The organism is Embleya scabrispora DSM 41855, from assembly GCF_000372745.1.
GTDB classification, from domain to species: domain Bacteria; phylum Actinomycetota; class Actinomycetes; order Streptomycetales; family Streptomycetaceae; genus Embleya; species Embleya scabrispora.
This window is the reverse complement of sequence record NZ_KB889740.1, coordinates 1-25,511: the sequence shown is the minus strand read 5'-3', so window position 1 is coordinate 25,511 and position 25,511 is coordinate 1. Positions and strand designations below refer to the sequence as shown.

General features: G+C 70.7%; 23 protein-coding genes and 1 tRNA gene. 14 read left to right on the top strand and 10 right to left on the bottom strand.

Annotated features, from left to right (window positions below; genetic code table 11):
• On the bottom strand, nucleotides 1–229 hold a 229-nt coding region (locus tag A3IC_RS0149525), incomplete at its 3' end, for a transposase (protein ID WP_020557479.1).
• A gap of 223 nt (nucleotides 230–452) precedes the next feature.
• On the opposite strand from A3IC_RS0149525, the gene A3IC_RS0149520 reads away from it, so the two are divergent.
• On the top strand, nucleotides 453–1,238 hold the full coding sequence (locus A3IC_RS0149520; RefSeq protein ID WP_158696427.1) for a hypothetical protein: 786 nt from the start codon (nucleotides 453–455) through the stop codon (nucleotides 1,236–1,238).
• 88 nt (nucleotides 1,239–1,326) lie between these two features.
• Here the strand turns inward: A3IC_RS0149520 and A3IC_RS0149515 are convergent, their stop codons facing one another.
• Entirely contained in the window at nucleotides 1,327–4,098 is a 2,772-nt protein-coding gene (locus A3IC_RS0149515; RefSeq protein WP_020557477.1) for a helix-turn-helix transcriptional regulator, read from the bottom strand.
• A gap of 239 nt (nucleotides 4,099–4,337) precedes the next feature.
• Here A3IC_RS0149515 and A3IC_RS0149510 point away from each other — a divergent pair, with 239 nt between their 5' ends.
• The 3 genes from A3IC_RS0149510 (at nucleotide 4,338) to A3IC_RS61140 (ending at nucleotide 7,247) form a co-directional block, all read left to right on the top strand.
• Nucleotides 4,338–4,715: a nuclear transport factor 2 family protein gene (locus tag A3IC_RS0149510; protein ID WP_020557476.1), complete on the top strand. Its 378-nt coding sequence runs from the start codon at nucleotides 4,338–4,340 to the stop codon at nucleotides 4,713–4,715.
• A 276-nt stretch (nucleotides 4,716–4,991) separates the two neighbouring features.
• Nucleotides 4,992–6,518 (top strand): MFS transporter, encoded by a 1,527-nt coding sequence (locus A3IC_RS0149505; protein WP_106669255.1) that lies wholly within the window; start codon nucleotides 4,992–4,994, stop codon nucleotides 6,516–6,518.
• A 189-nt stretch (nucleotides 6,519–6,707) separates the two neighbouring features.
• Entirely contained in the window at nucleotides 6,708–7,247 is a 540-nt protein-coding gene (locus tag A3IC_RS61140) for a TetR-like C-terminal domain-containing protein (RefSeq protein WP_020557474.1), read from the top strand.
• A gap of 251 nt (nucleotides 7,248–7,498) precedes the next feature.
• On the opposite strand, the gene A3IC_RS0149495 is transcribed toward A3IC_RS61140, so the two are convergent.
• Nucleotides 7,499–7,571, bottom strand: a tRNA-Lys gene (locus tag A3IC_RS0149495).
• An 889-nt stretch (nucleotides 7,572–8,460) separates the two neighbouring features.
• Here A3IC_RS0149495 and A3IC_RS0149490 point away from each other — a divergent pair.
• From A3IC_RS0149490 to A3IC_RS0149480, 3 genes are read left to right on the top strand one after another with little or no spacing between them, the layout of a single operon-like run.
• Nucleotides 8,461–8,688: a ferredoxin gene (locus A3IC_RS0149490; RefSeq protein WP_106669254.1), complete on the top strand. Its 228-nt coding sequence runs from the start codon at nucleotides 8,461–8,463 to the stop codon at nucleotides 8,686–8,688.
• Nucleotides 8,685–10,076, top strand: a complete 1,392-nt coding sequence (locus A3IC_RS0149485; protein ID WP_020557472.1) for an NAD(P)/FAD-dependent oxidoreductase — start codon at nucleotides 8,685–8,687, stop codon at nucleotides 10,074–10,076. The genes A3IC_RS0149490 and A3IC_RS0149485 overlap by 4 nt, the downstream gene beginning before the upstream one ends.
• Before the next feature lie 13 nt (nucleotides 10,077–10,089).
• Nucleotides 10,090–11,310: a cytochrome P450 gene (locus tag A3IC_RS0149480; RefSeq protein WP_020557471.1), complete on the top strand. Its 1,221-nt coding sequence runs from the start codon at nucleotides 10,090–10,092 to the stop codon at nucleotides 11,308–11,310.
• A 350-nt stretch (nucleotides 11,311–11,660) separates the two neighbouring features.
• On the opposite strand, the gene A3IC_RS0149470 is transcribed toward A3IC_RS0149480, so the two are convergent.
• Together A3IC_RS0149470 and A3IC_RS61135 are read right to left on the bottom strand one after the other, a co-directional pair.
• Nucleotides 11,661–12,848 carry an FAD-dependent monooxygenase gene (locus A3IC_RS0149470; protein WP_020557469.1) on the bottom strand — a complete coding sequence of 396 codons (1,188 nt, stop codon included), beginning with the start codon at nucleotides 12,846–12,848 and terminating at the stop codon, nucleotides 11,661–11,663.
• A 150-nt stretch (nucleotides 12,849–12,998) separates the two neighbouring features.
• A complete protein-coding gene (locus A3IC_RS61135; protein WP_052174149.1) occupies nucleotides 12,999–13,460 on the bottom strand; it encodes a winged helix-turn-helix transcriptional regulator in 462 nt (153 codons plus the stop codon).
• Between the two features lie 244 nt (nucleotides 13,461–13,704).
• Between A3IC_RS61135 and A3IC_RS0149460 the strand changes: the two genes are divergently transcribed.
• Nucleotides 13,705–15,072 (top strand): MFS transporter, encoded by a 1,368-nt coding sequence (locus A3IC_RS0149460; RefSeq protein WP_020557467.1) that lies wholly within the window; start codon nucleotides 13,705–13,707, stop codon nucleotides 15,070–15,072.
• Between the two features lie 177 nt (nucleotides 15,073–15,249).
• On the opposite strand, the gene A3IC_RS61130 is transcribed toward A3IC_RS0149460, so the two are convergent.
• The gene (locus A3IC_RS61130; RefSeq protein WP_158696425.1) at nucleotides 15,250–16,893 is read right to left on the bottom strand and encodes an MFS transporter; all 1,644 of its coding nucleotides are present in this window, start codon (nucleotides 16,891–16,893) and stop codon (nucleotides 15,250–15,252) included.
• Between the two features lie 83 nt (nucleotides 16,894–16,976).
• On the opposite strand from A3IC_RS61130, the gene A3IC_RS0149450 reads away from it, so the two are divergent.
• The gene (locus A3IC_RS0149450; protein WP_205353529.1) at nucleotides 16,977–17,582 is read left to right on the top strand and encodes a MarR family winged helix-turn-helix transcriptional regulator; all 606 of its coding nucleotides are present in this window, start codon (nucleotides 16,977–16,979) and stop codon (nucleotides 17,580–17,582) included.
• 87 nt (nucleotides 17,583–17,669) lie between these two features.
• Here A3IC_RS0149450 and A3IC_RS0149445 read toward each other — a convergent pair whose 3' ends face one another.
• Nucleotides 17,670–19,040, bottom strand: coding sequence for an MFS transporter (locus A3IC_RS0149445; protein ID WP_020557463.1), 1,371 nt, complete (start codon nucleotides 19,038–19,040; stop codon nucleotides 17,670–17,672).
• 241 nt (nucleotides 19,041–19,281) lie between these two features.
• On the opposite strand from A3IC_RS0149445, the gene A3IC_RS0149440 reads away from it, so the two are divergent.
• The 3 genes from A3IC_RS0149440 (at nucleotide 19,282) to A3IC_RS0149430 (ending at nucleotide 20,860) form a co-directional block, all read left to right on the top strand.
• Nucleotides 19,282–19,872, top strand: a complete 591-nt coding sequence (locus A3IC_RS0149440; protein WP_026219655.1) for a CGNR zinc finger domain-containing protein — start codon at nucleotides 19,282–19,284, stop codon at nucleotides 19,870–19,872.
• Nucleotides 19,873–19,955: 83 nt separating this feature from the next.
• Nucleotides 19,956–20,315: a helix-turn-helix domain-containing protein gene (locus tag A3IC_RS0149435; RefSeq protein ID WP_020557461.1), complete on the top strand. Its 360-nt coding sequence runs from the start codon at nucleotides 19,956–19,958 to the stop codon at nucleotides 20,313–20,315.
• Nucleotides 20,316–20,449: 134 nt separating this feature from the next.
• Nucleotides 20,450–20,860, top strand: coding sequence for a VOC family protein (locus A3IC_RS0149430; protein WP_020557460.1), 411 nt, complete (start codon nucleotides 20,450–20,452; stop codon nucleotides 20,858–20,860).
• Nucleotides 20,861–20,996: 136 nt separating this feature from the next.
• On the opposite strand, the gene A3IC_RS0149425 is transcribed toward A3IC_RS0149430, so the two are convergent.
• Nucleotides 20,997–21,455: an SRPBCC family protein gene (locus tag A3IC_RS0149425; protein WP_020557459.1), complete on the bottom strand. Its 459-nt coding sequence runs from the start codon at nucleotides 21,453–21,455 to the stop codon at nucleotides 20,997–20,999.
• Nucleotides 21,456–21,813: 358 nt separating this feature from the next.
• Here A3IC_RS0149425 and A3IC_RS0149420 point away from each other — a divergent pair, with 358 nt between their 5' ends.
• Nucleotides 21,814–22,530, top strand: a complete 717-nt coding sequence (locus A3IC_RS0149420; RefSeq protein WP_245599983.1) for a helix-turn-helix transcriptional regulator — start codon at nucleotides 21,814–21,816, stop codon at nucleotides 22,528–22,530.
• Nucleotides 22,531–22,747: 217 nt separating this feature from the next.
• On the opposite strand, the gene A3IC_RS0149415 is transcribed toward A3IC_RS0149420, so the two are convergent.
• Nucleotides 22,748–23,608, bottom strand: a complete 861-nt coding sequence (locus A3IC_RS0149415) for an NAD(P)H-binding protein (protein ID WP_020557457.1) — start codon at nucleotides 23,606–23,608, stop codon at nucleotides 22,748–22,750.
• Between the two features lie 175 nt (nucleotides 23,609–23,783).
• Between A3IC_RS0149415 and A3IC_RS0149410 the strand changes: the two genes are divergently transcribed.
• Nucleotides 23,784–24,185 (top strand): winged helix-turn-helix transcriptional regulator, encoded by a 402-nt coding sequence (locus A3IC_RS0149410; RefSeq protein ID WP_052174148.1) that lies wholly within the window; start codon nucleotides 23,784–23,786, stop codon nucleotides 24,183–24,185.
• A gap of 93 nt (nucleotides 24,186–24,278) precedes the next feature.
• Here A3IC_RS0149410 and A3IC_RS0149405 read toward each other — a convergent pair.
• Nucleotides 24,279–25,511, bottom strand: a 1,233-nt coding sequence (locus tag A3IC_RS0149405; RefSeq protein ID WP_020557455.1) for a helix-hairpin-helix domain-containing protein, incomplete at its 5' end; no start/stop codon positions are given.

Below are 25,511 nucleotides of genomic sequence, written 5' to 3'. Positions count from 1 at the left end.
GGAGTTTTTGATTCTCGCGTTCGAGTTCCCGCTCCCGCGCGGTCACGGGTTCGTCGCCTCGCGACGTCGACACGGGTTCCGTCGTGGCCCTGCGGTATCGCGCGACCCAGTTCCCGAGAGTGGTGTCGCTGATCCCCAACTCGCGCGCGACGTGGATGATCGGGCGAGGACCGTCCAACACCATGCGAACGGCCTCGTCCTTGAACTGCTGCGTATATCTTTGCGGCACGTGCTTTCTCTTTCCGGTTCGCTGCAACCCTACGTGGGTCGCTGTCCGGAAGATCAAGGGCACCTCAGGGCGCGCGGGGGCTGGGTGGCGCGGTGGGCTTGGTGGTCCGGCCGATGGATCGGCTCGGTCGACGGGCCGGGGGATCGTGGTGCGGCCGGGGAAATCCGGGCGGGGGTGGGATCGCTGTGCCTATGGTGGCGACCGAGCTCACCCGGAGGTATGCGTGACAGCGTTGGCGACACTCGACGGTTTCGGTTGTACGGTCCACTACAGCCCGGGCGCGCGGGAACGGGCCGTGTGCGTCGCGGAGCGGGTGGACCGTGCCGCCGCGTGGTTGACCGAACGACTGGGTTTCGCGCCGCAGGTCAGGCTGTCCGTGGCGGACGCGGCGGACTGGGACGGCGTGGCGACGATGCCGCTGTACGGCACGCCGCAGGGCGCGCGGGACCACCTGCGGGTGGCCGCCGACGACGGTTGGTTCGGCAGCGAGTTGTTCGCGGCGATCCGGCCGCACCTGGGCGCGGAGGCCGCTGCGGCGATGCGCGCCGAGTACGGGGAGCCGCCCGCGTTGCGGCCGTACTTCGACCTGGTGGCCGTGCACGAACTCACCCACCTCTTCCAGGATCAGGCATGGCCCGCCTACCCGGGCATGTGGATCGCCGAACTGCACGCGAATCTCGCGATGGTCGGCTACACACACGAGGTGGAGCCGGACCTGCTGCCTGCCCTGCGGGCCTTCACCGCGACCGTGGACGAGTTGCCGGTCGAGGTCACCCCGATCCGCGAACTCGCGGACATGGAACGCTCGTTCGATCGGGGTGCGATCAACTTCGGGTGGTACCACTTCTCCCTGACGCGGGTCGCCGAACAGCTGTGGGCGGCCGACGGCGCGGATGTGCTGCGCGCGCTGTACGAACACATCCGGGCCGGCGGCGGAGCCGAACACCCGGTGCTGCGTCGGGTCGCGGCGGGCTGGAACCGGCCCGCGCGGATCGTCGTCGGCGGCTGATCGCCGACTTGCGGGGGTCGGTGAGCGGTGGTCCGGGGGTCGGCGGTGCACGGATCGGCGGTCCGGGGCCGGTGGTGGTGGTCGGGGGTCAGCCGGTGAGTGCGGCCAGTTCCGGGATCGCGGTCAGTTCGGTGCGGGAGACGATGGCGAGCTTGGGGTACGCCTTGTAGAGGTGGTGGCCGACCGTGCGGGGGCTGAGGAACAGTTGCGCCGCGATGTCCCGGTTGGAGAGCCCCTGTGCGGCGAGCCGGGTGATCTGTAGCTCCTGCGGGGTGAGCAGTGCGAGTACACCGGCGGGCTGCGGGCCCTGGGGAGTCGCGCTGCCACCGATCGCGGCCAACTCGGTGCGTGCGCGATCCGCCCAGGACCGGGCGTCGAGGCGGTCGAACTCCTCCAGCGCGGTGCGCAGCCGGTCACGCGCGTCGGTCTTGCGGCGCAGTCGGCGCAGCCACTCCCCGTACAGCAGCCCGGTCCGGGCCCGCTCCAGCGGTCGGCGCTCGCTCTCGTGTCGGGCCAGCGCGGCGAGCCACAACTCCTCGGCCGCGTCGTCGCTCGCCAGTAGCGCGTGGCAGCGCAGCACCAGTGCGTCCGACCAGCGTTGGTCGGCCCGCCCGGCCCACTGCTCGAAGCGGGCCAGCGGTTCACGCGCCCGGTCGGGAGCACCGAACCGGACCGCCGCCTCGACCAGGTCGGGGATCGAGCGGGTCGCGCTGATGTGATGCCGCAGCGGCTCGCGGGCGAGCCGCTCCAGCCGGTTCAGCGCCGACTCGGGGCGCCCCAGGCCCAGATCCAGCAGTCCCAGTGCCCACGCGGACCACGGCGCTCCGGCCGGCATCGCGCTGCCCACGCCGCCGGCGAGTGCCGCGTCGGCGTGCCGATGGGCGGCCTCCTCGTCGCCCGAGATGCCCGCCAGGTAGGCCAGCACGCTCTCGAACTGGCTGATCCACTGCTGCTGCCCGGTGTCCTGCGCGATCCGCAGGCCCTCGGAGGCGGTGGCCAACGCGTCGGTGTGTCGGCTCTCGAAGATCTCGGCCTCGGCCACGAAGAACAGGATCGTCGGCAACCGGCCGATCCCGCCGTGCAGTCGGCTCTCGCGGGCGAACAGCGACGCGATGTGATGCGCGTCCACGTCCTGGCCCAGGGCCAGTCCGACACCGCAGGCCAGCAGCAGGTCGCGCTGCTCCTCGTTGCCGGTCCGGGGCGCGATGCGGATCAGGTCGCCCAGGTCGGGGCGCTCGGTGTCCGGGTGCCCGCCCTTCGGCTGTCGGGGATCCGGGGTGTTCTCCTTGGGCGGGAACGCGGCGATCATGAACTCGACGACCGGGGTCACCGAGGCCGTCGGCGGCAGGTCGAGTTCAGCCAACTCCCGTACGGTGGAGCAGACTTCGGTTTCGCCCAGGTACCAGGCGGTGTGCATGGACTGGAGCAGCATGCGCGCCGCGCGCTCGGGCCGGCTCCCGGCGGTGAGTGCGGCGCCTTGCCGCAACAACTCGTGCGCGTTGGTGAACGCGCCCTGCCAGAAGTCGGACAGCGCGCGCACATGCAGCAGCCGGGCCCGGATCGCGTCGTCGGTCGCGGTCGACTGGGCTCGTTCGGCGAACGTGCGGGCCCGGTCCAACTCGCCCGCTTCGGAGGCGGCTTCGGCCGCGAGTACGAGACGGCGGGTGCGCGCCCGGACGTCCTGGCTCAGCCGTGCGGCCTTCTCGTACGCCAGCGCGGCGGCGAGGTGGCCGCTGCGCTCGCGGGCCCGTTCGCCGGTGCTCTCCAGGGCGATCGCGGCCGGCTCGTCGACGCCGGTCGCGGCGGCGGCCAGGTGCCAGGCGCGCCGATCCGCGTGGTCGGGCGCGTCGAACGCTTCGGCCAGCGCGCGGTGAGCGGCGAGCCGGCGGTCGATCGGCGCGCGCTGCTGCACCGCGGCCCGGATCAGCGGGTGTCGAAAGCGCAACCGGTCGTCGTCGACGACGATCAGCGACGCCTCCTCGGCCGCGGCCAGATCGGCGGGACCCGCGCCGAACCCGGCACCGGCCCGGAGCAGGATGCCCAGATCGCCGGAGTCGTCGCTCGCGGCCAGCAGCAACAACATCCCGGTTCGCTCGTCGAGCCGGGTGACCTGGCCGTGGAAGGCGATCTGCAGCCGGCTGGTGAGCGGCAGCGCGCCCGGGCGCAGGGTGTCGCCGGACCGTTCGCCGGCCAGCGAGACCGGGAGTTCGATCAGCGCGAGCGGGTTGCCCCGGGACTCGGCGAGCACGCGGGAGCGGGTGGTCGCGGACATGTCCCGGGCGTGCTCGTCCAGGAGCGCGCTCGCGTGCTCGGGTCCCAGCGCGGACAGCGGCAGCTCGGGCAGGCCCTGGGCCGGGAAGGCGTGCCGGTCCTCGCGGGCGGCGAAGATCAGCGCGATGCCCTCGGCGTACAGCCTGCGGGCGGCGAATACGAGTGCGTCGTGGGAGGCCCGGTCCAGCCACTGCGCGTCGTCCACGACGCACAGGAGCGGGCCGTCGCCGGCGTACTCGGACAACAACGACAGCACCGCCAGACCGACGAACATCGGCTCGGAACGCTCGCCCGCGGCGAGCCCGAAGGCGGCCGCCAGGGCCTGTCGTTGCGGGTCGGGCAGCCGGTCCAGGTGCCCCAGCGCCGGGCGGAGCAGCAGGTTGAGTCCGGCATAGGGGAGTTCGGCCTCGTACTCGACCCCGGTGCCCCGGAGCGTGCGCACACTCGTGCCGGTGAGCACGTGATCCAGGAGCGCGGTCTTGCCGATGCCGGGTTCGCCGCGAATGACGAGCACGCCGCTGCGACCCTCCTCGGCGTCGGCGAGCAGGCGCTCGATGGTTGTCAGCTCGGAGTCTCGTCCGTACAACATGCCTTGCCGTCCCCCATGTCCACCGACCTTCCGGTGCCGATCCTTTGGGCGGGCCCCGTGTGCGGGTCCCAGGTGCGGGCCCGTGTGCGGGTCCTTCGTACTGACCCTCGTACTGATCCCTCCTGCGCCAAAGTACCTATGCGGGACTGATTCCGGTCGGTACGGGGCTTCGTAAATTCATGTCCAACGGAGCTCGCCGGAAAGGCCGGAAGCCCGGAGGAAGCACAAGGACGGTCACCATGACCACGAACATCGACTTCACCGCCCTGGCCGAGCGCTACATCGCCACCTGGAACGAGGCCGCCCCGGCCGCCCGCCGCAAGCTGGTCGAGGAGGTCTACACCGAGGGCGCCCGCTACGTGGACCCGCTGGTGGTGGCCGAGGGCCACGACGCGATCGACGCCACGCTGGGCGCGGTACAGGGGCAGTTCGCGGGCCTGGTGTTCAGCCTCGGCGGCGCGGTGGACAGCCACCACGACCTGGCCCGTTTCACGTGGAACCTCGGCCCGGCGGGCGAGGAGGCCCTCGCGGTCGGCTTCGATGTGATCCAGGTCGCCGAGGACGGCCGGATCGCCCTGGTCAGCGGCTTCCTGGACAAGGTGCCGGCCGGTCTGTGATCCGATGATGTACCCGCTCGACGGATCCGGGGCCGGGCCACGCTGACGCCCGGCCCCCGGTGTCCTCGCGGTGGCGCGTTTCGCGTCCTCTCGTCGACTTGCTTGTCGCGCCGGCGCCGCTCGATTTCTCGCCGCATTTCGATCTCTTGCGGATCTCGATCGCCTCGCGGATCTCGATCCCCTTGCGGATCTCGATCGCTCGTTTGCGCCTCGACCCATCGCACCACGGCCTCTTCCGCGTGCCGTTCGGCGCGTTCGTCCGGAAAGGAATCACCCATGTCCGCCGCCACGACGGCCACGGCTCCCGCAGCACAGGCATCGACGCCCCGGCAGTCGTGGGGTGCGCTGTTGGTCCTGCTCGCCGGAATCTTCATCACCACGCTGGACTTCTTCATCGTCAACGTCGCGATCCCGGCCACTCAGGAGGACCTGCACGCCACTCCGGCCGCGATCCAATGGGTGGTCGCGGGTTTCGGCCTCGCGGTCGCCGCCGGGCTGATCACGGCCGGTCGACTCGGGGACATCTACGGCAGGCGGCGCATGTTCGCGATCGGCCTGGGGCTGTTCACTCTCGCCTCGGCGGGTTGTGGGCTGGCCGGGAACGCGGAGATGCTGATCGCCGCCCGGGTCCTGCAGGGCGCGGCGGCGGCGCTGCTGATGCCGCAGGTGCTCGGGATCATCAACGTGCTGTACGTCGGCGAGCAGCGGGTCAAGGCGTTCACCGCGTACGGACTCGCGATGGGCTTCGCGGGAGTCTTCGGTCAGCTCATCGGCGGCGCGCTGATCCAGGTCGACCTGTTCGGGCTCGACTGGCGCAGCATCTACTGGATCAACGTCCCGGTCGGCCTGGTCGCCCTGGTGCTGACCCCGAGGCTGGTGCCGGAAAGCCGGGGCGAGGGCAGTACCCGGCTCGACCTGGTCGGTACCGCCCTGATCACGCTCGGTCTGGTCGCCGTCGTGTTGCCGCTCGTCCAGGGGCGCGAGCAGGGCTGGCCGCTGTGGACGTGGTTGTCCCTCGGGGTCGCCCCGCTGCTGCTCGGCGCGTTCACGCTGTACCAGCGCCGTCTGGGACGCGGCGGCGGTGCGCCGCTGGTGGACCCGGTGCTCTTCCGCGAGCGGCCGTTCTCGGTCGGCATCACGATGGCACTGGTGTACGGCCTGGTGAACGCGGCCTTCTTCCTGATCCTGGCGCTCTACCTGCAGATGGGGCACGGGATGTCGGCGCTCGACTCGGGGCTGCTGTTCATCGCGCTGGGGGTCGGGTACTTCCTGTCCTCGGCGATCTCGGGCCAGGTCGCGGCGAAGCTGGGTCGACAGGTGTTGGCGGCGGGCGCGCTGGTGCAGGGCCTGGGGCACGTGGTGCTGGTGGAGACGCTGTCCGGCACCGACGAGACGTTGGCGCTCGTCCCGGGACTCGCGCTGACCGGGTTCGGTATGGGCCTGGTGATGGGTCCGATGGCGGCGACGGTACTGGCCGGCATCAGGGCCGGGCACGCCGGTTCGGCTGCGGGCCTGCTCTCCACGGCACAGCAGGTGGGCGGCGCGCTCGGGGTGGCCCTGGTGGGCATCGTCTTCTACGACACGCTGGGTGACGCGCCGACGGCCGACACCTTCGGGGACGCGTTCGTGAACGGTCTGTGGTTGCTGACCGCCTTCTGCGCGGCGGTCGCCGCGCTGGTGCAGTTGCTGCCGGGGCGGCAGGGGGAGGCGGCGTCGGGCGCGGTGGAGTCGGGTGTGTTGGACGGGGCAGTCGGGGCGGACGGAGTGGGCGGATCGGCGGTGAAGGTGGACGCTCTGGTGTAAGCCGGACATGACGAGGTGTGCGCAGACGATGGGCCCGACCGGGTGGTCGGGGCCCATCGTTGTTTCGTTTGTGTTGTGCCGCGAGTGCGCCGGGCGCTTTCGACTCGCCGACCGGGGTCTCGGGACCAGTACGAACGGGCCGTCGGCCGACATGCCGAGCGCGAGTACGCCGATGCCCGGTCCGTTGCCGTGCAGGCCGCGGAGGCCGCTCGGGACGAGTTGCCGGTCGAGGACGCGGCGGGCCGGCTCCTGGCCTGGGCGCGGGCGTTCCGGCAGTGGTCGCTGACCGATCCGGAGGGCTTCCGGTTGATCTACGGCGATCCGGTACCGGGCTGTCAGGCGCCGGCGGGCGGGGACGCGTTCGTGGCGGGGCACCGGGCCCGCGCCGGGCTCACCGGCCTGGTCGCCGCCGCGTGGCCGTTCGCTGAGGCGTTGCAGTCGGCCGACGCGTACGACTGGTCCGACTTCGACCCGACCCGGGTCGGCCTGGTCCGCGCGCAGTTCCCCGACCTGCCGCCGACAGCGGTCGCCCTCGCCCTCCGGGTCTGGGGCCGCCTGCACGGCCTGGTGTCCCTGGAGATCTACGGCCACCTACGCGGCCGGACCACCGACCCGGGCCGCGTCCACCGCACCGAAATCCACGACCTGATTCGCTCCCTGGGCCTGAATCCTCCAGCCTGGGCACACGGGCCGCGCCCGAGTCGTGGACCTGGCGCCACCGGCTCGTGACCCGCTTTTGCCGCATCGGCCGCAGTCAGTGCGAACTCGCATGCCGCGCAAAGTCATTCGGGCTGCGCCATCGAAACCGAAGGCCGTTTGCGCGGGTGGGTCGCCCCGCCGCCACACCGCGTGAGACCAACCACCCAAGGGCCGCACCGACCCGCCCGAAGCCATCCGTACACATCGGCCAGGCGAGTCGGACACCAAGGTCGGCCCACTGCCCGCAGGCGGTCGACCTGCGGCAAAGCCGTCGAGCGCGGTGGGCCGTCAGGGGATCGAACCCTGAACCCGCGGATTAAAAGTCCGCTGCTCTGCCAATTGAGCTAACGGCCCGGTTGGGCCTCCGCGGTGATCCGCGTTTTGCCCACCGGCAGAGTACCGGTATCGGATCGAACATGCTGCGAGTATCCCCGGACACGCCGTGACCTGCAGGGATGCGTGCGGATGGGTCAGTCTGGCCACCTCATCGACGAACGGGCGAAGCGCGCGAATCCGACATGCGGGCTGGCTTCGGGTGTGCACCATCCACTCGCCGTCGAGTCGTCGGAATCCGCGTGCGCCCGCAGAGTCCGCCATGAGGGCACCCCGTCCGTGGGGATCCGGCGTGTCCAGGGTGGGATGTCGGTCACCGGCGCCGTCCGTTGCCGGGCGCCTGGGCGCCCGGGCGACGGTGGGGCCGGTGGGTTCCGGGGTGGTCGGGCACGGCTGTCCGGGCTGTGTGTTCGTGTTCAGCGTCCGCCGCGTGCGGCACGGCGGATGATCTCGCTGAAGTCCGGTCGAGCGTGAGCTTCTTCGACGCTTGCGGCGGCCAGTGAAACGGCCGTGGCGGTGGATCGCCGAACTGCGGCAGGGGACGTGGCGTGGGTGTCGGTGAGGATCGTGTCGGGAACCGAGGGGGCGCCGGTGCGGGTTGGCCCTCCACGTCGGACTTCGTTGGTGGTGGCGCTCAGGCCGCCCGGGTTCCCCGAGTGCGGGTGATGTACGTGCGGGATAGGCTTTTGGAGAACAAGGTCAGGTTCTCCGGGCGGTTTCATAGACGCCGATCGCCTGATCCGCGAATGTTCAGTTCGTTCTGTTGAGACCCGACGAGCGCGGTGTACCCCCCTCGCACGTTCCAGGGGTGAACGGCCGAATCCCTTCTCTCGAAGCCTGATCTCGCGCTTTGCGTGCCGGAGCGGCACCGGCTTCAGGGTCCGCAGCATGCAGTCCTGTGGAGGTCGGGATGAGAATTGTCGTGGACCTATCCCGATGTGAGGGGTATGCGCAGTGCGCGTTCCTGGCTCCGGACGCATTCCGGATGCACGGCGAGGAAGCACTGATGTACGACCCGAATCCCGACGACGCCCGGCGCGACCAGGTGCTGCGCGCCGCGGCGGCCTGCCCGGTCCAAGCCATTCTGGTCGACCGACTGGAGGGACGGGACGTACTGGCGGAGAGGTCGAAGTCATGACCGGCGCCGACATACTGCGTGCGTTCAAGCGCGATGGCCGCATCGTGGTCGTCGGGGCGTCACTGGCGGGACTGCGGGCCGCGGAGGCACTGCGCGACGAGGGTTTCACCGGATCGTTGACCATGATCGGTGACGAGTTGGGCGAGCCCTACGACCGGCCTCCCCTGTCCAAGCAGGTACTGACCGGGTGGGTGCCCGCCGACGGCACCAAGCTGCCGCGGCGTCGTGACATCGATGCGGAGTGGCTGCTGGGCGTGCCCGCAAGCGGGCTCGACCTGGCGACCGACCACGTGCGGCTCGCCGATGGACGTGAGGTTCCCTTCGACCGGGTGCTGATCGCCACCGGGGTGCGGGCCCGGCCTTGGTTCGTCGAGAGCGAGGCGGCCCTGGACGGAGTGTTCGTCGTACGTACGCGCGAACACGCCGAGGGCCTGCAGCGAGCCCTTGCCGCCGGGCCCTCCCGCGTACTGGTCATCGGAGCGGGATTCACCGGCTCCGAGATCGCCTCCATCTGCCGAGAGCGGAACATCCCCGTGACCGTCGCCGAGCTCGCGCCGGGTCCGCTGGTCGGGGCGCTCGGTGCCATGATCGGTGAGATCGCGGCGGACATGCAGCGCGCTCACGGCGTCGACCTGCGCTGCGGTGTCAAGGTCACCCGGCTGGAGGGCGACGAGCAGGGGCGCTTCCGCCGTGCTCACTTCGACGACGGCACCACGATCGACGCCGACGTGGCGGTGGTGGCACTCGGGGGCATCCGCAACACCGAGTGGCTGCGGGACTCGGGCCTGGCGGTGGGCGTCTGGGGAATCGCCTGCGACACGGGCTGCCGCGCCCTCGACCTCAACGGCCTGATCACCGACAACATCTTCGTCGCCGGAGACGTGGCACGCTGCCCGAACCCGATCTACGAGTACCGGCTCATCTCGCTGGAGCACTGGGCCAACGCCGTGGAGCAGGCCGAGGTCGCGGCGCACAACATGGTCAGTGGACAGGCGGACCGCTGGCCCCACCTGTCCATCCCGCTCTTCTGGTCGATCCAGTTCGGCGTCAACATCAAGTCCGTCGGCGTGCCGACCTTCGCCGACGAGGTGGTCGTCGTCCAGGGATCGGTGACCGACCGCCGCTTCGTCGCCGCATACGGCTACCGGGGCCGCGTCACCGCGGCCGTGAGCTTCAACAACGCCAAGTGGCTGGACCACTACCGGCAGCTGATCGAGACGGCCGCACCCTTCCCGCCGCCCTGCCCCACGCCCGACCAGCCCGCCGACATGAAGCCGGTGCCCGTCGACTTCCCCGGCCCCACCCTGCTCGCCCAGGGCGCCACCGTGGTTGTCACCGGCCACGACCCGAGTGAGCGGCGTGTGACGTCCGTGCAGCGGCACCGATAGGAGGCAGAGCGAGATGGCCACGACCAAGACGCCCGACACGCTGCTCCGGATCCTCGACTACTCCACCCGGGCCGACCCGTACCCGCTGTACGCCGAGCTGCGCGAGACGCCGGTGGCTCTGCAGGGGGACGGCAGCTACGTCATCAGCACCTACCGCGAGCTCACGGACATCCTGCACAACCCGCACCTGAGCTCCGACGTCCGCAATCTGTCGCATCCGGTGGAGGCATTCGAGAGATCCGGCACGCCGGCGTTCATCAACCTCGACCCGCCCGAGCACGACCGCCTGCGGCGCATGGCAATGCGCCACTTCGGCCCCCCGCACACCCCGGGGCTGGTGGCCGGCCTTGAACCCGACCTGACCGCCACCGTTGGCAGCCTCATCGACGACTTCGTGGGCAAAGAGCAGATCGACATCGTCGACGACTTCGCCTATCCCTTCCCCGTCACCGTGATCTGCCACCTGCTCGGCGTGCCACGCGAGGACGAACCCCGGTTCCACCTGTGGGTGAACGCCATCATCGATTCGATCGACTACAACCCCAAGACCGACCCGAAGGAGAAGCTGACGAACGGCCAACAGGCCACCACGGACTTGCGCGAGTTCCTCGGCGGGCTGGTGGAGCAACGCCACGGCCGACCGGGTGACGACCTGCTGTCACGGCTGGCCAACGATGACGGGCCGGACGGGCGGATGACCGACGACGAAATCGTCGCCACCGCCAACCTGCTGCTGATCGCCGGCCACGAGACCACGGTCAACCTCATCGCCAACGGCATGCTGACCCTGCTGCGCCACCCGCAGGTGCTGCGGCGACTGCGCGACGAACCGGGCCTGGTCGTCCGGCTGGTCGAAGAACTGCTGCGCTACGAGCCTCCCGTGCACATCATTCCGTGGCGGGCGTCCTACAGCGACATCACCGTCGCGGACACGACCATTCCCAAGGGCTCGCGGATCATTCTCATGCCGGCCTCGGGCAGCCGCGATCCGAACCGCTTCCACGATCCCGACCGCTTCGACCCCGATCGGCGAGACAACCAGCACCTCGGCTTCGGCAGCGGCATCCACCTGTGCTTCGGCGGCCCACTGGCCCGGCGGGAAACCCAGATCGCGCTGAATGAGCTGGTACGCCGCCTCGATCGACCCCGGCTGGTCGCCGACCCACCGCCGTACCGGCGCAGCCCCGTTCTTCGCGGCCCGATCCACCTGCACATCGAGCAGGGCGACGGTTGACGCGACAGCCGGAGCGAGGAGGCCAAGCCTCGCTCATCTCAGTGCACGTGACCACTCAGCCCTCCTGCATGAGCCGGCGCACGAACTCGGCGATGTCCAGGGCGTTGCGGAAGATGACCGCGTTCGTGAGTAGGGCATTGAACTTCATCGCCTTCTCCTGCTCGACGGCAGTGCGGTGATGTCGTCCACCCCGGGAAGGGGCGACGCGCGTAAGCAAGGCCGGCAGGCATGCCCGGCCCGCTGGACGAAAGCACGCGTCACTGCGGGTGAGGCAGACCGCCACGCCACCCAGCCGCCTCCGGGTCTGATCGCCCGCGAGGGCGTGGTCGACGGTGGATGGCGCGAGCCCGTCAGAGTCGCACCGGCACCGGGTAGTCGGTCAGGGTGATCGATGTCGCCGCCTTGGTCGTCATCTTGTCCAGGAAGCGCAGGAACGGACCGGCCGTCAGGACCCGGTAGACGCGGGTGCGCCACTTGATCCGGCCCGCGGTCGTCGGCGCGAAGAACGTGCCGATCCCGCCCGCCACCTGCCGGCATGCCTTGGTGAACTTCCCGATCGCCCGCTCATACTCGGCGAAAGCGGTGCGGTGGTCGCCATCGGCCGCGGCGAGTTCGCCGGCGAGGACGTACGCGCAGACGATCGCGAGGCCGGTGCCCATGCCGCCGCAGGTGGCGCCGTAACCGGCGTCGCCGAGCAGAGCGACCCGGCCCTTGGTGCAGGAGTCCATGACGACCATGCCGATCGAGTCCGCGTAGAACGTATCGGCGCCGGTCAGGTCCGCCATCAACTCCTCGGCCCGCCAGCCCATGTCGGCGTAGGTCGCGGCCACCGCCCGCTTCTGCGCCTCGACGTCGCGCCGGTCCGCGCCCGCTCCGGCGTCGGCGTACACACACATCACGTTGGCCCGGCCCGCATGGGTCGGGAACACCGCCAGCCCTCGACCCGGCTCGCTGTAGAGCACGCTGTCGGGCCCGACCCCCAGGCGATTCGGTGCCTCGAACAGGGCCACCCGATAGCCGGATTCGCGTACGAACCGCGATTCCTCGCCGAAGACCAGCCTGCGCACGTTCGAGTGCAGCCCGTCGGCGCCGACCACCAGGTCGAACGAGCGCGGCGCGGCCCGCTCGAAGGTGACATCCACGCCGTCGGCGGTCTCGGTCAGCGAGGCGATCGAGTCGTCGAAGACGTACTCGACGTCGCCCTCGGTCAGTTCGAACAGGATCCGGGCCAGGTCACCGCGCTGGATCTCCACGTCGCCCCCCGCGAAGGACGCGGGCAGGCCGACCAGTTCGTCACCGGCCGCGTCGACCACACGGAGCGGGCCGGCATCGGTGCGGTGCCGGGCGATCTCGTCCAGGATGCCCATCCGGCGCAGCACGGTCATGTGCACCTCGCCACGGAAGTCGACCGCCTGGCCACCGGGCCGCAACTTCGGGGCCCGCTCGACCACGGTGACCTGGTATCCGTACCGGTGCAGCCAGAAGGCCAGCGCCGGACCCGCGATGCTCGCACCCGAGATCAGCACGCTCTTGCCCATGGTGTTCTCCTCGCGTCCTCGGCCTGGTCCGTCCCTGCCGACGACACCGATCCTGGGCGGCCGCGCTGACCGGGTACGCACGGTCGACTGACCGGCACGGCCGGCGGCCGGCCGTCCACGGCGGCTCGACCGGGCGGCGCCGGGTGCGGCTCAGCGGCCGGCGGAGGCCGGTTCGGCGTGCATGCCCGCCTCGGCGTCGGCGCGCGCGTCGTATCGGGCCCGGGCCTCCGCGATGCGTTCCTGGTGTTCCTCGGTCCAGGTGACCAGGGACCGGATCGTGGTGTGCAGCGTCGTGCCCATCGGGGTGAGCGCGTAGTCCACCCGCGGCGGCACCACCGGGTAGACGGTGCGCCGGACCAGACCGTCGCGTTCGAGCTGGCGCAGCGTCACGGTGAGCATGCGCTGGCTGATCCCGTCGATCTCCCGGCGCAGCTCGGTGAAGCGCAGCGTGCGGCTCTCCAGGATCGCGATCACCAGGAGCGACCATTTGTCCGCGACCCGGTCGAGGATCTGGCGCACCTCGCACCCCTCGCGGACGTCCCACTGGAGTGCGTCGTAATCGTCCTGGTTACTCGGGCAGAGGGTCGGTTCCTTTGAAGTGCCTTCTTCCATGGAAGTCGATGCTGCCGAAGGATGGGGGTGGTTACAAGAGGGAACCGGGTTCGTTCGGATAACCGAGCCCCGACGCCTCGACGCCACCACCCACCCACTCGCATCCAGCGTCCCGAGGGGCTGCCGCATGTCCGCATCCACGTCCTCGTCCACCACTACCGCTTCGCCCGCCTCCGCCCCGGGGCCGGGTGGGACGGAAGTGCTCGGAGCGCCGCACACGCCACCGGAGAACGACGCCGGACGGATGGGCGCCCGCGCGTGGGGCATGTTGATCGTGTTGTGCGGCGCGATCTTCCTGGAGGGCATCGACGTCGCGATGCTCAACGTCGCGCTGCCGACGATCCGCGAGGACCTGGGCATGTCCACCGGCGCGGTCAGCTGGGTGATGAGCGCGTACGTGCTGGCCTACGCCGGTTTCATGCTCCTGGGCGGGCGCACCGCCGATCTGCTCGGTCGGCGGCGGATGTTCCTGTTCTGGTTGACCGTCTTCCTGGTGTTTTCCGGCCTGGGCGGGTTCGCCACCGAGGGCTGGATGCTGATCGTCGCGCGCTTCGTGACCGGTGCCTCGGCCGCGTTCATGACGCCCGCCGGGCTGGCCGTGATCACCACGAGCTTCGCCGAGGGACCCCAGCGCAATCGGGCCCTGCTGTTCTACGCGGGCACCGCCGCGGGCGGCTTCTCGTTGGGCCTGGTGATCGGCGGCCTGCTGACCGCGATCGACTGGCGGCTGGTGTTCTTCGTACCGGTTGCCCTGGCCGCGGTGATCCTGGCCCTGGCCGTGGCACTGGTCCCCGGGGACGGCCGGCCCGATCGGGCCGGTCAGGGCTTCGACGTGGCAGGCGCGATCAGCGTCACCGGCTCGATGTTGCTGCTGGTGTACGGCGTGGTCCGGCTGGAGCACCCGGCGCGCGGCTGGGGGTGGACGATCGCGGTCTTCGTGGGTGGGATCGCTCTGCTGTTCGCGTTCGTCGCCGCCGAACGTCGCGCCGGCACCCCGCTGGTGCGGCTCGGCATCCTGCGCTCGGGAGCGCTGGTGCGAGCGAACCTGGGCGCGATGTTGTTCGCGGGCTCGTTCTTCGGATTCCAGTTCGTCGCGGTGTTCTACCTCCAGGAGGTACGCGGCTGGTCGACCCTGGAGACCAGCTTCGCGCTGCTGGCGGTCGGCGTGGACGCGGTACTCGCGCCGACGGTGACGCCGCGGCTGGTCGACCGGTTCGGCAACCTGCGAGTGATCCTGGGCGGAATGTCGCTGGCCGCGCTCGCGTACGCGCTGTTCCTGTCCATCGACGCGGACACCTCCTACCCGGCGATGTTCCCGACGATGCTGCTGCTCGGACTGGCCTTCTCGCTGGCCTATGGGCCGCTCACGATCGCCGCCACGGACGGCATCGACGAGGACGAGCAGGGTCTGGCCGGCGGACTGCTGTACACCGCCTTCCAGTTCGGCGCGGCGCTGGGCCTGTCGAGCGTGACGGCGGTGCTGGCCGGCGCGGGCGGCTCCGAGCTGGACGGCTTCCGGACGGCGTTGCTGGTGCCGCTGGTGGGTGCGTTGCTGGGGGCGGTGGTGACCGTGCCGGGCTTGCGCGGGCGGACGGGCGCATCGGTTGTGTAGTGCGGCACGCTGCGGCCGGTGTGGGAGGCGCCGCAGGGAGCCACTTGCCGCCTATCGCTCGTCGCTCGAAGGCCCCTGATCTGCGCAAACGCAGACAGGGGCCTTCTTCGACCGAGCACCGGAACGGCGAACGCCTTGGACTCCGGGTCCGGGTCCGGTTCCGGGTCGGGCTCTGGCTCAGGCGCGGGTGGAGTCGGCCAGTGGGGCGGACGCCGGCGGCTGTGCCGGGATCCGTGCGGCCGGCGCGCCGGCGGGTGTCTTCGGCCGGCGTACGCCGATCATCACCACGGTGACCCCGGCGGCGACGAACATCCCCAGCCCCGCGATGGTCATGCACAGGTGCAGCGCGTCGGCGAAGCTGTCGCCGACGGCGGACAGGGCCCTGCCGGTGGCCTCGGGGGCCAGGCCCAGGTGGCCGGCCGCCGAGAGGCCCTCGTCCGAGACGGCCGAGGTGACGTGCTCGCGGTCGGCGGGGGCCAGGCCGGAGGTGGTCAGGTTGTCGGGCAGGGCGGCGGCGATGCGGTTGGTCAGCACCGCGCCCAGTACGGCCGGACCGAGCGCGCCGCCGAGTTGGCGCAGGGTGTTGTTGCCCGCGCCGGCCATGCCGGCCAGGTGGTGCGGCACGCTGCTCACCGCGACCGAGGTGATCGGTGTCATCACGAACGCGAAGCCCACGCCGATGATCACGAGCGGGCCGACCAACGCGGCGAATCCGGTGTCCGGCTCCAGGGTGTTCAGGGTCAGCATGCCGATGCCGGTGACCACGAGGCCGACGGTGAGCAGCGCTCCCGAGGGGATCCGGCCCATCAGCCGACCGACGATCGGGCCGATCACGACGGTGAGCCCGTTGATGAGCAGGAAGCGGTAGGCGATGTCGAGCGCGCTCAGGTGCTGGACGTTGCCGAAGAACAGGCTGAGCGAGAAGACGATCCCGACCAGGCCGAACATGGTGATCATGGTGACCACGCCGGCGCCGGTGAACGTGCGGGACGAGAACAGCTTGAGCGACAACATCGGGGTCGCCGAGCGGTGCTCGATCACGATGAACGCGGCCAGGCCGAGGATCGCGAGTGCGAACGCGACCAGGACCGGGCCGTCGGTCCAGCCGGTGGTGCCGCCCTCGATCACGCCGTAGATCAGGCCGGTGATCGCGATGATTCCGGCGATCTGGCCAGGCACGTCGATCGCTCGGCCGTGCGGCGAACGGGAGTCCTCCAGGAGTACCGCCGCGACCGCGACGCCGACCAGGCAGACCACCACGATCGGCGCGAAGATCCAGCGCCAGGAGGTCTGTTCGAGGATCGCCCCGCTCAGCAGCGGGCCCAGCGACATGCCCAGGCCCAGCGAGGCGGCCCATGCGGAGATGGCCTTGGCCCGGGCCCGGAAGTCCGGGTAGGCGTGGCTGATCAGCGCCAGGCTGGAGGTGAGCAGGGCGGCGCCGCCCGCGCCGGAGAGCGCCTGGCCGACCCAGACCTGGGTGACGCCGTGCGCGGTGAGGTTGGTGGCCGAGCCGGCCCCGAGCAGGACGAGACCGGCCAGGAACGCCTTCTTGCGCCCGTACAGGTCGCCGATCAGGCCGAAAGTCAGGATCAGCGCCGCCATCGGCAGGATGAAGATGTCGCTGATCCACTGGAGGTCGCTGGTGGACGCGTCCAACCCGCGCTGGATGGTCGGCAGGGACACCGCCACCCCGCCGATCGGTACGTACGAGGCGAATACGCCGAGACATGCGAGTACCACGGTGAGCGCGGGGCGGGCCACGGTGGAGGTCGGCGGCGAGTGCGCGGCCGACGAAGCAGTGGATCGGGGAGTCGTGGGCATGGTGCAACAGCCTTCCAAGTTATCTGAAGACTGGTAAGTTAGCAGAAGACTTAGAACATATACGAGAGCTGGCATCTTGTTCGATGTCTGTCAAGGTGTCGGATGTCGAGCCGCCGCTCGGTGTGCCCTACGGTGACGGCGGGGTGCCGCGTCCACGCGGCGCGGACCCCGACCGATTCGGAGAAGGGAAACGCGCGATGCCCGCCCACCACGAAGTCGTCGAGCCCGCGTGGAGCGAGCAACTGCCGCATCTGCTCTGGCGTGCGCAACAGTCCATGCAGCGGTTGCTCAACGAGGGGCTCGAAGGCATCGGGGTCTCGATCAACCAGCTCGGCCTGGCCGGTCGGCTCGACGAGAACGGCGCGATGTCCGCCGCCGACCTCGCCCGCGCCCACCACATCACCCCACAGAGCGTGACCACCGCGATGGCGGCGCTGGAGCGGGCGGGCTGGATCGTCCGCCGGCCGCATCCGGTGCACAAGCGAGTGGTCCTGCTCGAACTGACCGCGCTGGGCAACGCGGGCGTCGCCGAGGGGCGACGGGTGATCAAGGAGGCCGACAGCCTGATCAGCCGGGCGATCGGCACCGAGCAGGCCGAGGCGTTCGCGGCGAACCTGCGGATGATCACCGCCGTGGTCGACGGCCCGGACACACCGGCGGGTCGGATGTGGCCCGAGCCGCCGCGGTAGCGCGGGCGGGTGGGAGCAGGCGCGAGTCGCCGATTCCCGCCTGCGCGACGACGCGGGTGCCGGCGCACACGCCGCAGGGTGCGACGATCACCCGAGGTCCGCCGTCGGCTCCGGCACGCGCAATGCCGGCGCCAGGCGTTCCGCGGTGACGACCCGTAGGTACACCGGAATCGTGGCCGCCACGGCGATCGCGAACACCACGAACGCGGCGCGTACCCCGAACCACTGGGCGAGCACGCCGATCAGGCCCGCGCCGAGCGGCATCGCACCCCAGCCGAGCAGTCGGGCGGCCCCGCTGTAGCGGCCCATCATGTGCTCGGGCACCAGGTTCTGACCGATCAGCCGGGCGTCGACCGACCACAGGGTGCCGCCCAGACCACCGACGAAGGCCGCCGCGGCGACCGCCCACAGGTTGGTGGTCACCGCGGGCACCGCCATCATCGCGAACGTGCCGACCAGGTCGGCGAGCATCACCCGGCGATGGCCGATCAGCCGATTGAGCCGCCCGACGACCAGCGCACCGAGCAGGCCGCCGACGCCCAGTGCGCTCAACACCACGCCGTACTCGCGGGCGGACAGGCGCATCAGGTCGTGCGCGACCAATGGCATCAACGCCAACCATCCGCCCCAACTCGCGCACAGCACGGTGAGGATGAGCGACATCGTGCGGAGCAGGCGATGCCGCCGGAGGAAGCCCAGGCCGGCGCCGATTTGGCCGGCGACGGACTCGGGGGCGGCAGCTTCGGGGGCGTCGGAGGCGGCCGAACCGCCGTCGGTGCCGGTCGATGTCACGTCCGAGTCGTTTCCGGCCCGACCCGCGGCCCGGAAACGGCCGGTGAGCAGGAGCAACAGCAGGCTCGCGGCGAGGTACGCGACCCAGGTGACGCCGAGCGCCAAGCCGGTACCGGCGGCCAGCAACAGTCCGCCCACGAACGGGCCGGCGAACTCGTTGGCGGCCGTCTCGGCGCCGGTGATCAGCGCGTTGGCACGCTCCCGGTCGGCGCGCGGGACGATCGCCGGGATCAACGCCGAGGTGGCCGTAAGCGCGATCACCTCGGCCACGCCCAAGACCAGCCCGCCGAGCGCGAGCACACCGAGGGTGGCCCGGCCGCCGAGCACGATCGCGATCAGCCCGCCGATGGTGAGCAGCCGCAGCCCGTCGGCCAGCCACAACAACCGGCGCCGATCGGCGCGATCCACCAGCACCCCGACGGGGAGCGCGACCAGAAGCCACGGCAGGGTCAAGGTGAGCGAGACCAGTGAGATCAGCGCCGGGGAATCGGTACTGCGGGTGGCCAGCACCGGCAGCGCGATCTTGGTGATCCCGTCGGCCAGGTTGGTGGCGAGGGTGAAGGCCAGGAGCACGGCGGTGTTCCGGGCACCGGCCGGCTTCGCGGTGCGACCGACCGGGACGTCGACGTCGACGTCGACACCGACACCGACGCTCTGCGAGACCATCGTCTGCCTGTCCTAACTGTCTAAGCCTTTCACCGGTTAGTACGCCGATCGTGGCACCGACGCGAGCGCGAGGTCAACCGGTAAAATCGTTAGCCGGTTAGTGAAGAGGTAGGCTGGGCGGAGAGCGGGCCCGACCGGACGAACCGAATCGAGCCGGCCCGGACCCGACCCGCCCGGACCGCTCGGCCCGCAGCGGTCCGAGGCCGCCCCGAAACGGCGACGCGCGAGACGGAGGCCCGAGATGCTCGAAGCACCCGCTTCAGCGGTGCTGATCGAGGCGTTCGTGAACACCGTCGACGTCGAACTCGGCACGGACGAGCTGACCACACCGCCCGAACTCGGCGCGTGGCTGGCTGCCCGGGACCTGCTCGTCCCCGACAGCCGAGTCGACCCGGCGGACCTCGACGCGGCGCTGCGGTTGCGCGCGGGCCTGCGCGAGAAGCTGGGCGTACCGGTCGGAACAGCCCCCGACCCACAGTCGCTCCGGCAGGCCGACGAGGCCCTGCGCGCCCTGCCGGTGGTGTTCGTACTCGGCGCCGACGAACAGCCCGGCGGCTTCGCGCCGAGCCCCGAACTTTCGTCGGTACACCGGGCGTTGGCCCGACTCGCCATCGCCTGGGGCGAGTTGGTCGGCACCGGCGAGTCGACCCGCCTCAAGCGCTGCGCGGAACACGGCTGCGCATGGGTGTTCTGGGACGTGTCCAAGAACCGCAGCCGCCGCTGGTGCTCGATGCGGGTATGCGGAAACCGCACCAAGGCCCGCCGCTACGCGGCCAAACACCCCGCGCCACCCCGGAGCAAAGCCGTGCCCGCGGACCACCCGGGCCGGTAGCGCGTTGCGGGCCGGCCGCGGCAGGTGTCGGGGCGTGGTGGGATGGGGTGGTGAGTCGTGGTGTGGAAGAGACGAATCGGCGGATGTTGCGGGCTCGGGATGTGATGGACCGGGACTACGCGCGGGCGTTGGACGTGCCGGCTCTGGCTCGGATCGCGCATGTGTCACAGGCGCATTTCACCCGGACGTTTCGGGCCACGTTCGGGGAGACGCCGCATCGTTATCTGCAGCGGCGGCGGGTCGAGCGGGCGATGTTCCTGTTGCGGGAGACCGATCGGAGCGTGACGGACATCTGCTTCGAGGTCGGGTTCGCAAGCCCCGGGACCTTCAGCCGCACGTTTCACGCCATCGTCGGGCGGTCGCCGCGGGTGTATCGCAAGGAAGCGGTGGCGGCGGGTGTGCCGACGTGCTTCACGATGGCCTGGACGCGGCCGAGCGGTTGAACGGCCGTGCCGCTGCCGCGTTGTGGCGCGACCCGGCGCCCCTTTCGGGCCGAGGCGGCGTGTGTCGCGGGGCGGTCGGGGGTCCAGCAGTTTTGGATAAGTTTGTGGGCGGGGCGGTCGCTAGCGTTGGGGACATGTTCAACGCCATCGCGCAATCGCAGATTTACGTCCTCGACCAGGACGAGGCCCTCGACTTCTACGTCGGCAAGCTCGGGTTGGAGGTGGTCGCCGACGTCGACCTGGGCTTCATGCGTTGGTTGACCGTCAGCGTTCCCGGACAGCCGGAGCGACAGGTGCTGTTGGAGCGGCCGGGGGCTCCGGCGATGTCCGAGGAGACCGCGGAGCAGGTTCGGGAGCTGGTGACCAAGGGGGCGATGGGTGGCTGGCTGATCTTCCACACGGCCGACTGCCGCAAGACGTACGAGACGTTGTCGGCCAAGGGCGTGGAGTTCACCGAGGAGCCCACCGAGCGCCCGTACGGCGTCGACTGTGGGCTTCGCGACCCCTTCGGCAACCGGATCCGATTCACCCAGCCGAAGTCCTGAGCGAATCCGGCGTTGCGCATCGGCCGTCGCCATTCGTTCCCGATCGACACGGCGGGACGGCGCCGGCAGGCTGCGTCGGTGCGAATACCGAGGCAGGCGGCCCGCGTTGCCGTGTTGGATCCGGTCGGGGCGGTCTTCATGTTCCGGTACGACAACGAGGAAGTCGGCGTGCACTGGGCGATGCCGGGCGGGACATCTCCTCCATCGTGCTCTTCACCAGGTCGGCGCCGTACGCCATCGCCTGCCGCATCGGCTCGGCGAGACCGTCGGGAAGCACGTCGCGGGTCCAGACGAACGTGCAGCGGCCGGCGGTCGTCGGCCGCACCCGCATGGTCGCCCGGTCGTGGGTGGGTGTGGCGCTGCCGCCGACCACCGCGTAGGTGAAGCTGCGCTCGTCGGGGTCGACCTCGATCAGGCGTTCGCGGGCGGTCATGCCGTTGGCGAAGGTGACGAGTCGGATGCCGGGTTCCGCCAACCGGCTGTCCACGACGAAGCCCGGAGCCATCCGGACCGGGCCCGTCTCGAACTCGCCGACGATCGCCCAGACGTCGTCGGCGTCGGCTTCGACGATGCGTTCTTCGTGGATGTGCGTCACGGCAATTCTCCGGTCGGAAGAGGGGCCTTGGACGCGGTACGCGCCTACTCCGAGCGTGCCTGACGGGTGCCGCCGGGTCTTGAAGATTCTTGCGCGGCCGTCCTCGGCGACGGGCCGCCGTTTCCGGGCGGATGTGTCGTACGGGATGGGCGGGCGGCCGGGGAGGTGCGGGGCGGGCGGCGCGTATGTCGGCGGCGGGCCGGGTGCGGGCGCGGGTGTCGGACCTCACGCGTAGCGTGGAGAAGTGCTGTCCTTCGTCGATCTCGTCACCCGGCCCACTTTCGCGGTGAGCGCGGTGACGTGCCGTGGGGACCACCGGCGGTGGGCGGCGCCGGAGCAGTGTGACGACCATCGAATCGTGCTCGTGCGCAGTGGCCGATTCCGGCGCAGGGCCGACGGTGTCGACGCCGACCTGGATTCGACCGTCGGCTACGTCGGCGTTCCCGGCCAGGAGGAGTGTTTCGCCCACCCCGCCGGCGGCGACGTGTGTACGTCCGTGCGGGTCGCGCCGCGACTGTGGGCGGATGTGGTGGGCGATCCGGACCGCCGCCCGGCGTGTTCGGCGCTGTATGTCGACGCGGCGCTCGACCTGGCGCATCGGCGTTGCCTGTCGGCCGCCGCGGGCGGCGACGTCGACTACGCGCTCGCCGAGCAGGTATTGGTCCTGGTTCGGCATGCGGTCGACCGGGTGGCCGCGCGCCCGCGTCCGCTCGCCTCGGCGGCCGACGACCGGCGCCTGGTCGCGGCGGCGCGCGAGGCGATCGCGAGCGGGGATGCCGCCTCCGGCGCGTTGTTCTCGCTGGCCGAGTCGATCGGGGTCTCGCCGTTCCGGCTGAGTCGGGTGTTCTCCCGGGAGATGGGCGTCTCGATCACCCGATACCGGAACCGGGTCCGGCTCGGTCGGGTGCTGGATCGGCTGGCGGGCGGCGAGGTCGGCCTGGCCGTCCTGGCGGTCGACCTCGGGTTCGCCGACCAGGCGCACCTTTGCCGGACGGTGCGCAGGGAACTCGGCTACACCCCCACCGCGCTCCGACGACTGCTCGGGCCGGCGCCGGAGGAGCCGCTCACCTCGTGAGGCACCACGGTTGCCGCGCGGGCCGCGGGCGCTTGTTGTCGCGGCGTCGTGAGGCGCCGGCCGGGGGACGGCCTCGCAAGACCTGCGAACGGCCGAAAGACTCGTAACGCCTGCGACGCCCGCGACGTCCGCGACGGTCGAGCCGGCCACGAGCGCCCCCGCGCGGCTCCGTGCCGTGCCCGGGGGCGCTTCCTCGTTGCCCGGGTCGAGTGTCGGGTCAGCCCTTCAGCGCCACCGCGACGGTGTCCGCGAGCGGCGTGGTCGGGCGGCCGAGCAGACCGGACAGGTCGCCGGTGATGCCTTCGAGCGCGCCGGCGGCGACCTGCAGGTCGGCGTCCACGAGCAGCTCGACGAGGAACGACGGGAGGCCGACGCCGTTGAGGATCCCGGCGTACTGCTCGGCCGGCAGGTTCGCGTACGCGACCTCCTTGCCGGACTGCTTCGCCGCCTCGGCGGCCAACTCGGCCAGGCTCCAGTTGGTGTCGCCGGTGAGCTCGTACACCTTCCCGGCCTGGTCGTCGCCCAGCAGCACGATGGCCGCGGCCTCGGCGTAGTCGGCGCGCGAGGCGGACGCGATCCGACCCTCGCCGGCCGAGCCCGCGACCACACCGCGCTCGACGGCGCCGGCCAGCGAGCCGGTGTAGTTCTCGGTGTACCAGCCGTTGCGCAGCAGCACGGTGGGCAGGCCGGTGGCGGCGATCCGGGCCTCGGTGTCGCGGTGCACCCGGGACAGGCCGAGCGGGCTCTCGCTCGCGGCGTAGACCGAGGTGTAGAGCAGCTGCCCGACCCGGGCCTCGGCGGCGGCGGCGACCGCGGCGGTGTGTTGCGCGATCCGGTCCGCCTCGGGGCCGTTGGAGGACACGAACAGCAGCTTGTCCGCACCGGTGAAGGCCGGCACCAGCGTCTCGGGCCGGGTGTAGTCCGCCTCGCGTACCTCGACCCCGCGGGCCGCGATGTCGGCGGCCTTGGCCGGGGTCCGTACCGCGGCGACGATCTCCGAGGCCGGTGTACCGCGCTCCAGGAGGGCGTCGATGACGAGGCGGCCGAACTGCCCGGTGGCTCCGGTGACGACGATCATGGCGAGTTCCTTTCCTCCGCGCCGAACCCGTCGTCCGGTCGCTGCCCAAACGATGGCACTAACTTTTCGAAAGCGCAAGCAGGGAGAGAGCGCGGTGCTTTGTAAAGTGCTGACTCGGAGGTAGCCTCGATGCATGCAGATGCAGCCGCAGCCGCGGACGACGAAGGGGGCAGCGATGGAAACCGTGACCGAGACCGGGCCGGACCCGACCCCGGAGTTCGAGTTCGACGTATTCGCGAAGGCATGCGTCTCGCGGGCGGCCATGGAGCACATCACCGGCCGCTGGGGCGTGCTGGTCCTGGGCGGGCTGTACGACGGCCCGATGCGTTTCAACGCGCTGCGCCGTCGGGTCGACGGGGTCAGCGAGAAGATGCTGGCGCAGACCCTCCAGGCGCTGGAGCGGGACGGGTTCGTGCTTCGCGAGGTGCACAGCGCGATCCCGCCCCGGGTCGAGTACACGCTCACCGAGCTGGGCGCCGCGACGGCGGCCAAGCTGCTCGATCTGATCAAGCACCTGGAGGGCCACATGGCACAGGTGCTGGCTGCGCGCGAGGAGTACGACCAGGCCCACGCCTGAAGGCCGCGTGCCTGAACGCCGCGTGCCCGAGTACCGCGCGCCCGACCCCTCGGCCGGTCCCGAACCGATTCCGCGGGCCCGGCCCGGTCCGGCTCAGATGCTCCAGACTCCCGCGCCCAGCATCGACTTGATCTCGCCCGCGAGGCCGCCCTCCGGGTTGACCCGGAAGTCGAGGTTGTAGCGGGTGCGCATGCGCGAGCTTTCCAGGATCAGGTGTACCGGGTTGTCCCCGGGGTGTGAGGAGAGCACCCGCTTGATGTCCTTCACCAGCTTCTCGTTGACCTTGGTGGTGGACAGCCGCAGGCACACCGGAGCCTTGCCGCCGTGTTCGGCCGAGCCGATGTCCAGCGGCACCAGCTCCGAGCCGAACACGCTCAGCGCGCCGTCGCGTTCGTTGAGCCGGCCCTTGATGCTGACCGCGACGTCCTCCTCCAGCGCGTGCGCGACGAGTGTGTAGGACTGCGGGAAGAACAGCACCTCGATCTCGCCGTCGTGGTCGGCGAGGTTGATCATCGCCCACGGCGAACCGCTCTTGTTGACCTTGCGCTGGATGCCGGTGATCAGGCCCGCGAGCTGCACCTGACCCTCGGTGCGGCCGGAGTTCTTCAGCTCGGTGATCGAGGTGTCGCGATGCCGGGACAGGATGTGCTCGGCGCCGTCGAGCGGGTGCGCCGAGACGTACAGGCCGAGCATCTCGCGCTCGGTGGCCAGCTTGAGCTTGCGCGGCCACTCCTGGTCGGTGAGGGTGAAGTCGAGGCCGACGGCCGGTTCCGCGGCGGCCTCGTCGCCGCCGCCGAACAGGTCGTACTGACCCGCCGCCTCCTGCTTCTTCAGGCCCACCACGGCGTCCAGGGCCTGCTCGTGCACGTCGACCAGGGCCCGGCGGGTGTGTCCGAGCGCGTCGAACGACCCGGCCTTGACCAGCGATTCGACCGCGCGCTTGTTGCACGCGGGCAGCCCGATCTTGGTCAGGAAGTCGGCGAAGGAGTTGAACTTCCCCTTGCTCGTGCGCGCTTCGACGATGTCGTTGATGACGTTGTCGCCCACGTTGCGGATCGCCCGCAGGCCGAACCGCACGTCGGAGCCGACGGCGGTGAAGTCGGCCACGGACTCGTTGACGTCGGGCGAGAGCACCCGGATGCCGGCCGACCTGGCATCGGCCAGGTACATGCCCATCTTGTCCTTTTCGTCGCCCACCGAGGTGAGCAGCGCGGCCATGTACTCGGCCGGGAAGTTCGCCTTGAGATAGGCCGTTTGGTAGGACACCAGGCCGTACGCGGCGGAGTGCGACTTGTTGAACGCGTAGCCGGCGAACGGGACCAGTAC

What these genes read in the sequence shown, in the direction of transcription:
- A3IC_RS0149410 (WP_052174148.1), top strand. Translation starts at nt 23,784, where the DNA reads ATGGAAACCGTGACCGAGACCGGGCCGGACCCGACCCCGGAGTTCGAG.
- A3IC_RS0149450 (WP_205353529.1), top strand. Translation starts at nt 16,977, where the DNA reads ATGTCTGTCAAGGTGTCGGATGTCGAGCCGCCGCTCGGTGTGCCCTAC.
- A3IC_RS0149445 (WP_020557463.1), bottom strand. Translation starts at nt 19,040, where the DNA reads ATGGTCTCGCAGAGCGTCGGTGTCGGTGTCGACGTCGACGTCGACGTC.
- A3IC_RS0149485 (WP_020557472.1), top strand. Translation starts at nt 8,685, where the DNA reads ATGACCGGCGCCGACATACTGCGTGCGTTCAAGCGCGATGGCCGCATC.
- A3IC_RS0149440 (WP_026219655.1), top strand. Translation starts at nt 19,282, where the DNA reads ATGCTCGAAGCACCCGCTTCAGCGGTGCTGATCGAGGCGTTCGTGAAC.
- A3IC_RS0149435 (WP_020557461.1), top strand. Translation starts at nt 19,956, where the DNA reads ATGTTGCGGGCTCGGGATGTGATGGACCGGGACTACGCGCGGGCGTTG.
- A3IC_RS0149430 (WP_020557460.1), top strand. Translation starts at nt 20,450, where the DNA reads ATGTTCAACGCCATCGCGCAATCGCAGATTTACGTCCTCGACCAGGAC.
- A3IC_RS0149490 (WP_106669254.1), top strand. Translation starts at nt 8,461, where the DNA reads ATGAGAATTGTCGTGGACCTATCCCGATGTGAGGGGTATGCGCAGTGC.
- A3IC_RS0149480 (WP_020557471.1), top strand. Translation starts at nt 10,090, where the DNA reads ATGGCCACGACCAAGACGCCCGACACGCTGCTCCGGATCCTCGACTAC.
- A3IC_RS61135 (WP_052174149.1), bottom strand. Translation starts at nt 13,460, where the DNA reads ATGGAAGAAGGCACTTCAAAGGAACCGACCCTCTGCCCGAGTAACCAG.
- A3IC_RS0149470 (WP_020557469.1), bottom strand. Translation starts at nt 12,848, where the DNA reads ATGGGCAAGAGCGTGCTGATCTCGGGTGCGAGCATCGCGGGTCCGGCG.
- A3IC_RS0149515 (WP_020557477.1), bottom strand. Translation starts at nt 4,098, where the DNA reads ATGTTGTACGGACGAGACTCCGAGCTGACAACCATCGAGCGCCTGCTC.
- A3IC_RS0149505 (WP_106669255.1), top strand. Translation starts at nt 4,992, where the DNA reads ATGTCCGCCGCCACGACGGCCACGGCTCCCGCAGCACAGGCATCGACG.
- A3IC_RS0149415 (WP_020557457.1), bottom strand. Translation starts at nt 23,608, where the DNA reads ATGATCGTCGTCACCGGAGCCACCGGGCAGTTCGGCCGCCTCGTCATC.
- A3IC_RS0149510 (WP_020557476.1), top strand. Translation starts at nt 4,338, where the DNA reads ATGACCACGAACATCGACTTCACCGCCCTGGCCGAGCGCTACATCGCC.
- A3IC_RS61130 (WP_158696425.1), bottom strand. Translation starts at nt 16,893, where the DNA reads ATGCCCACGACTCCCCGATCCACTGCTTCGTCGGCCGCGCACTCGCCG.
- A3IC_RS0149460 (WP_020557467.1), top strand. Translation starts at nt 13,705, where the DNA reads ATGGGCGCCCGCGCGTGGGGCATGTTGATCGTGTTGTGCGGCGCGATC.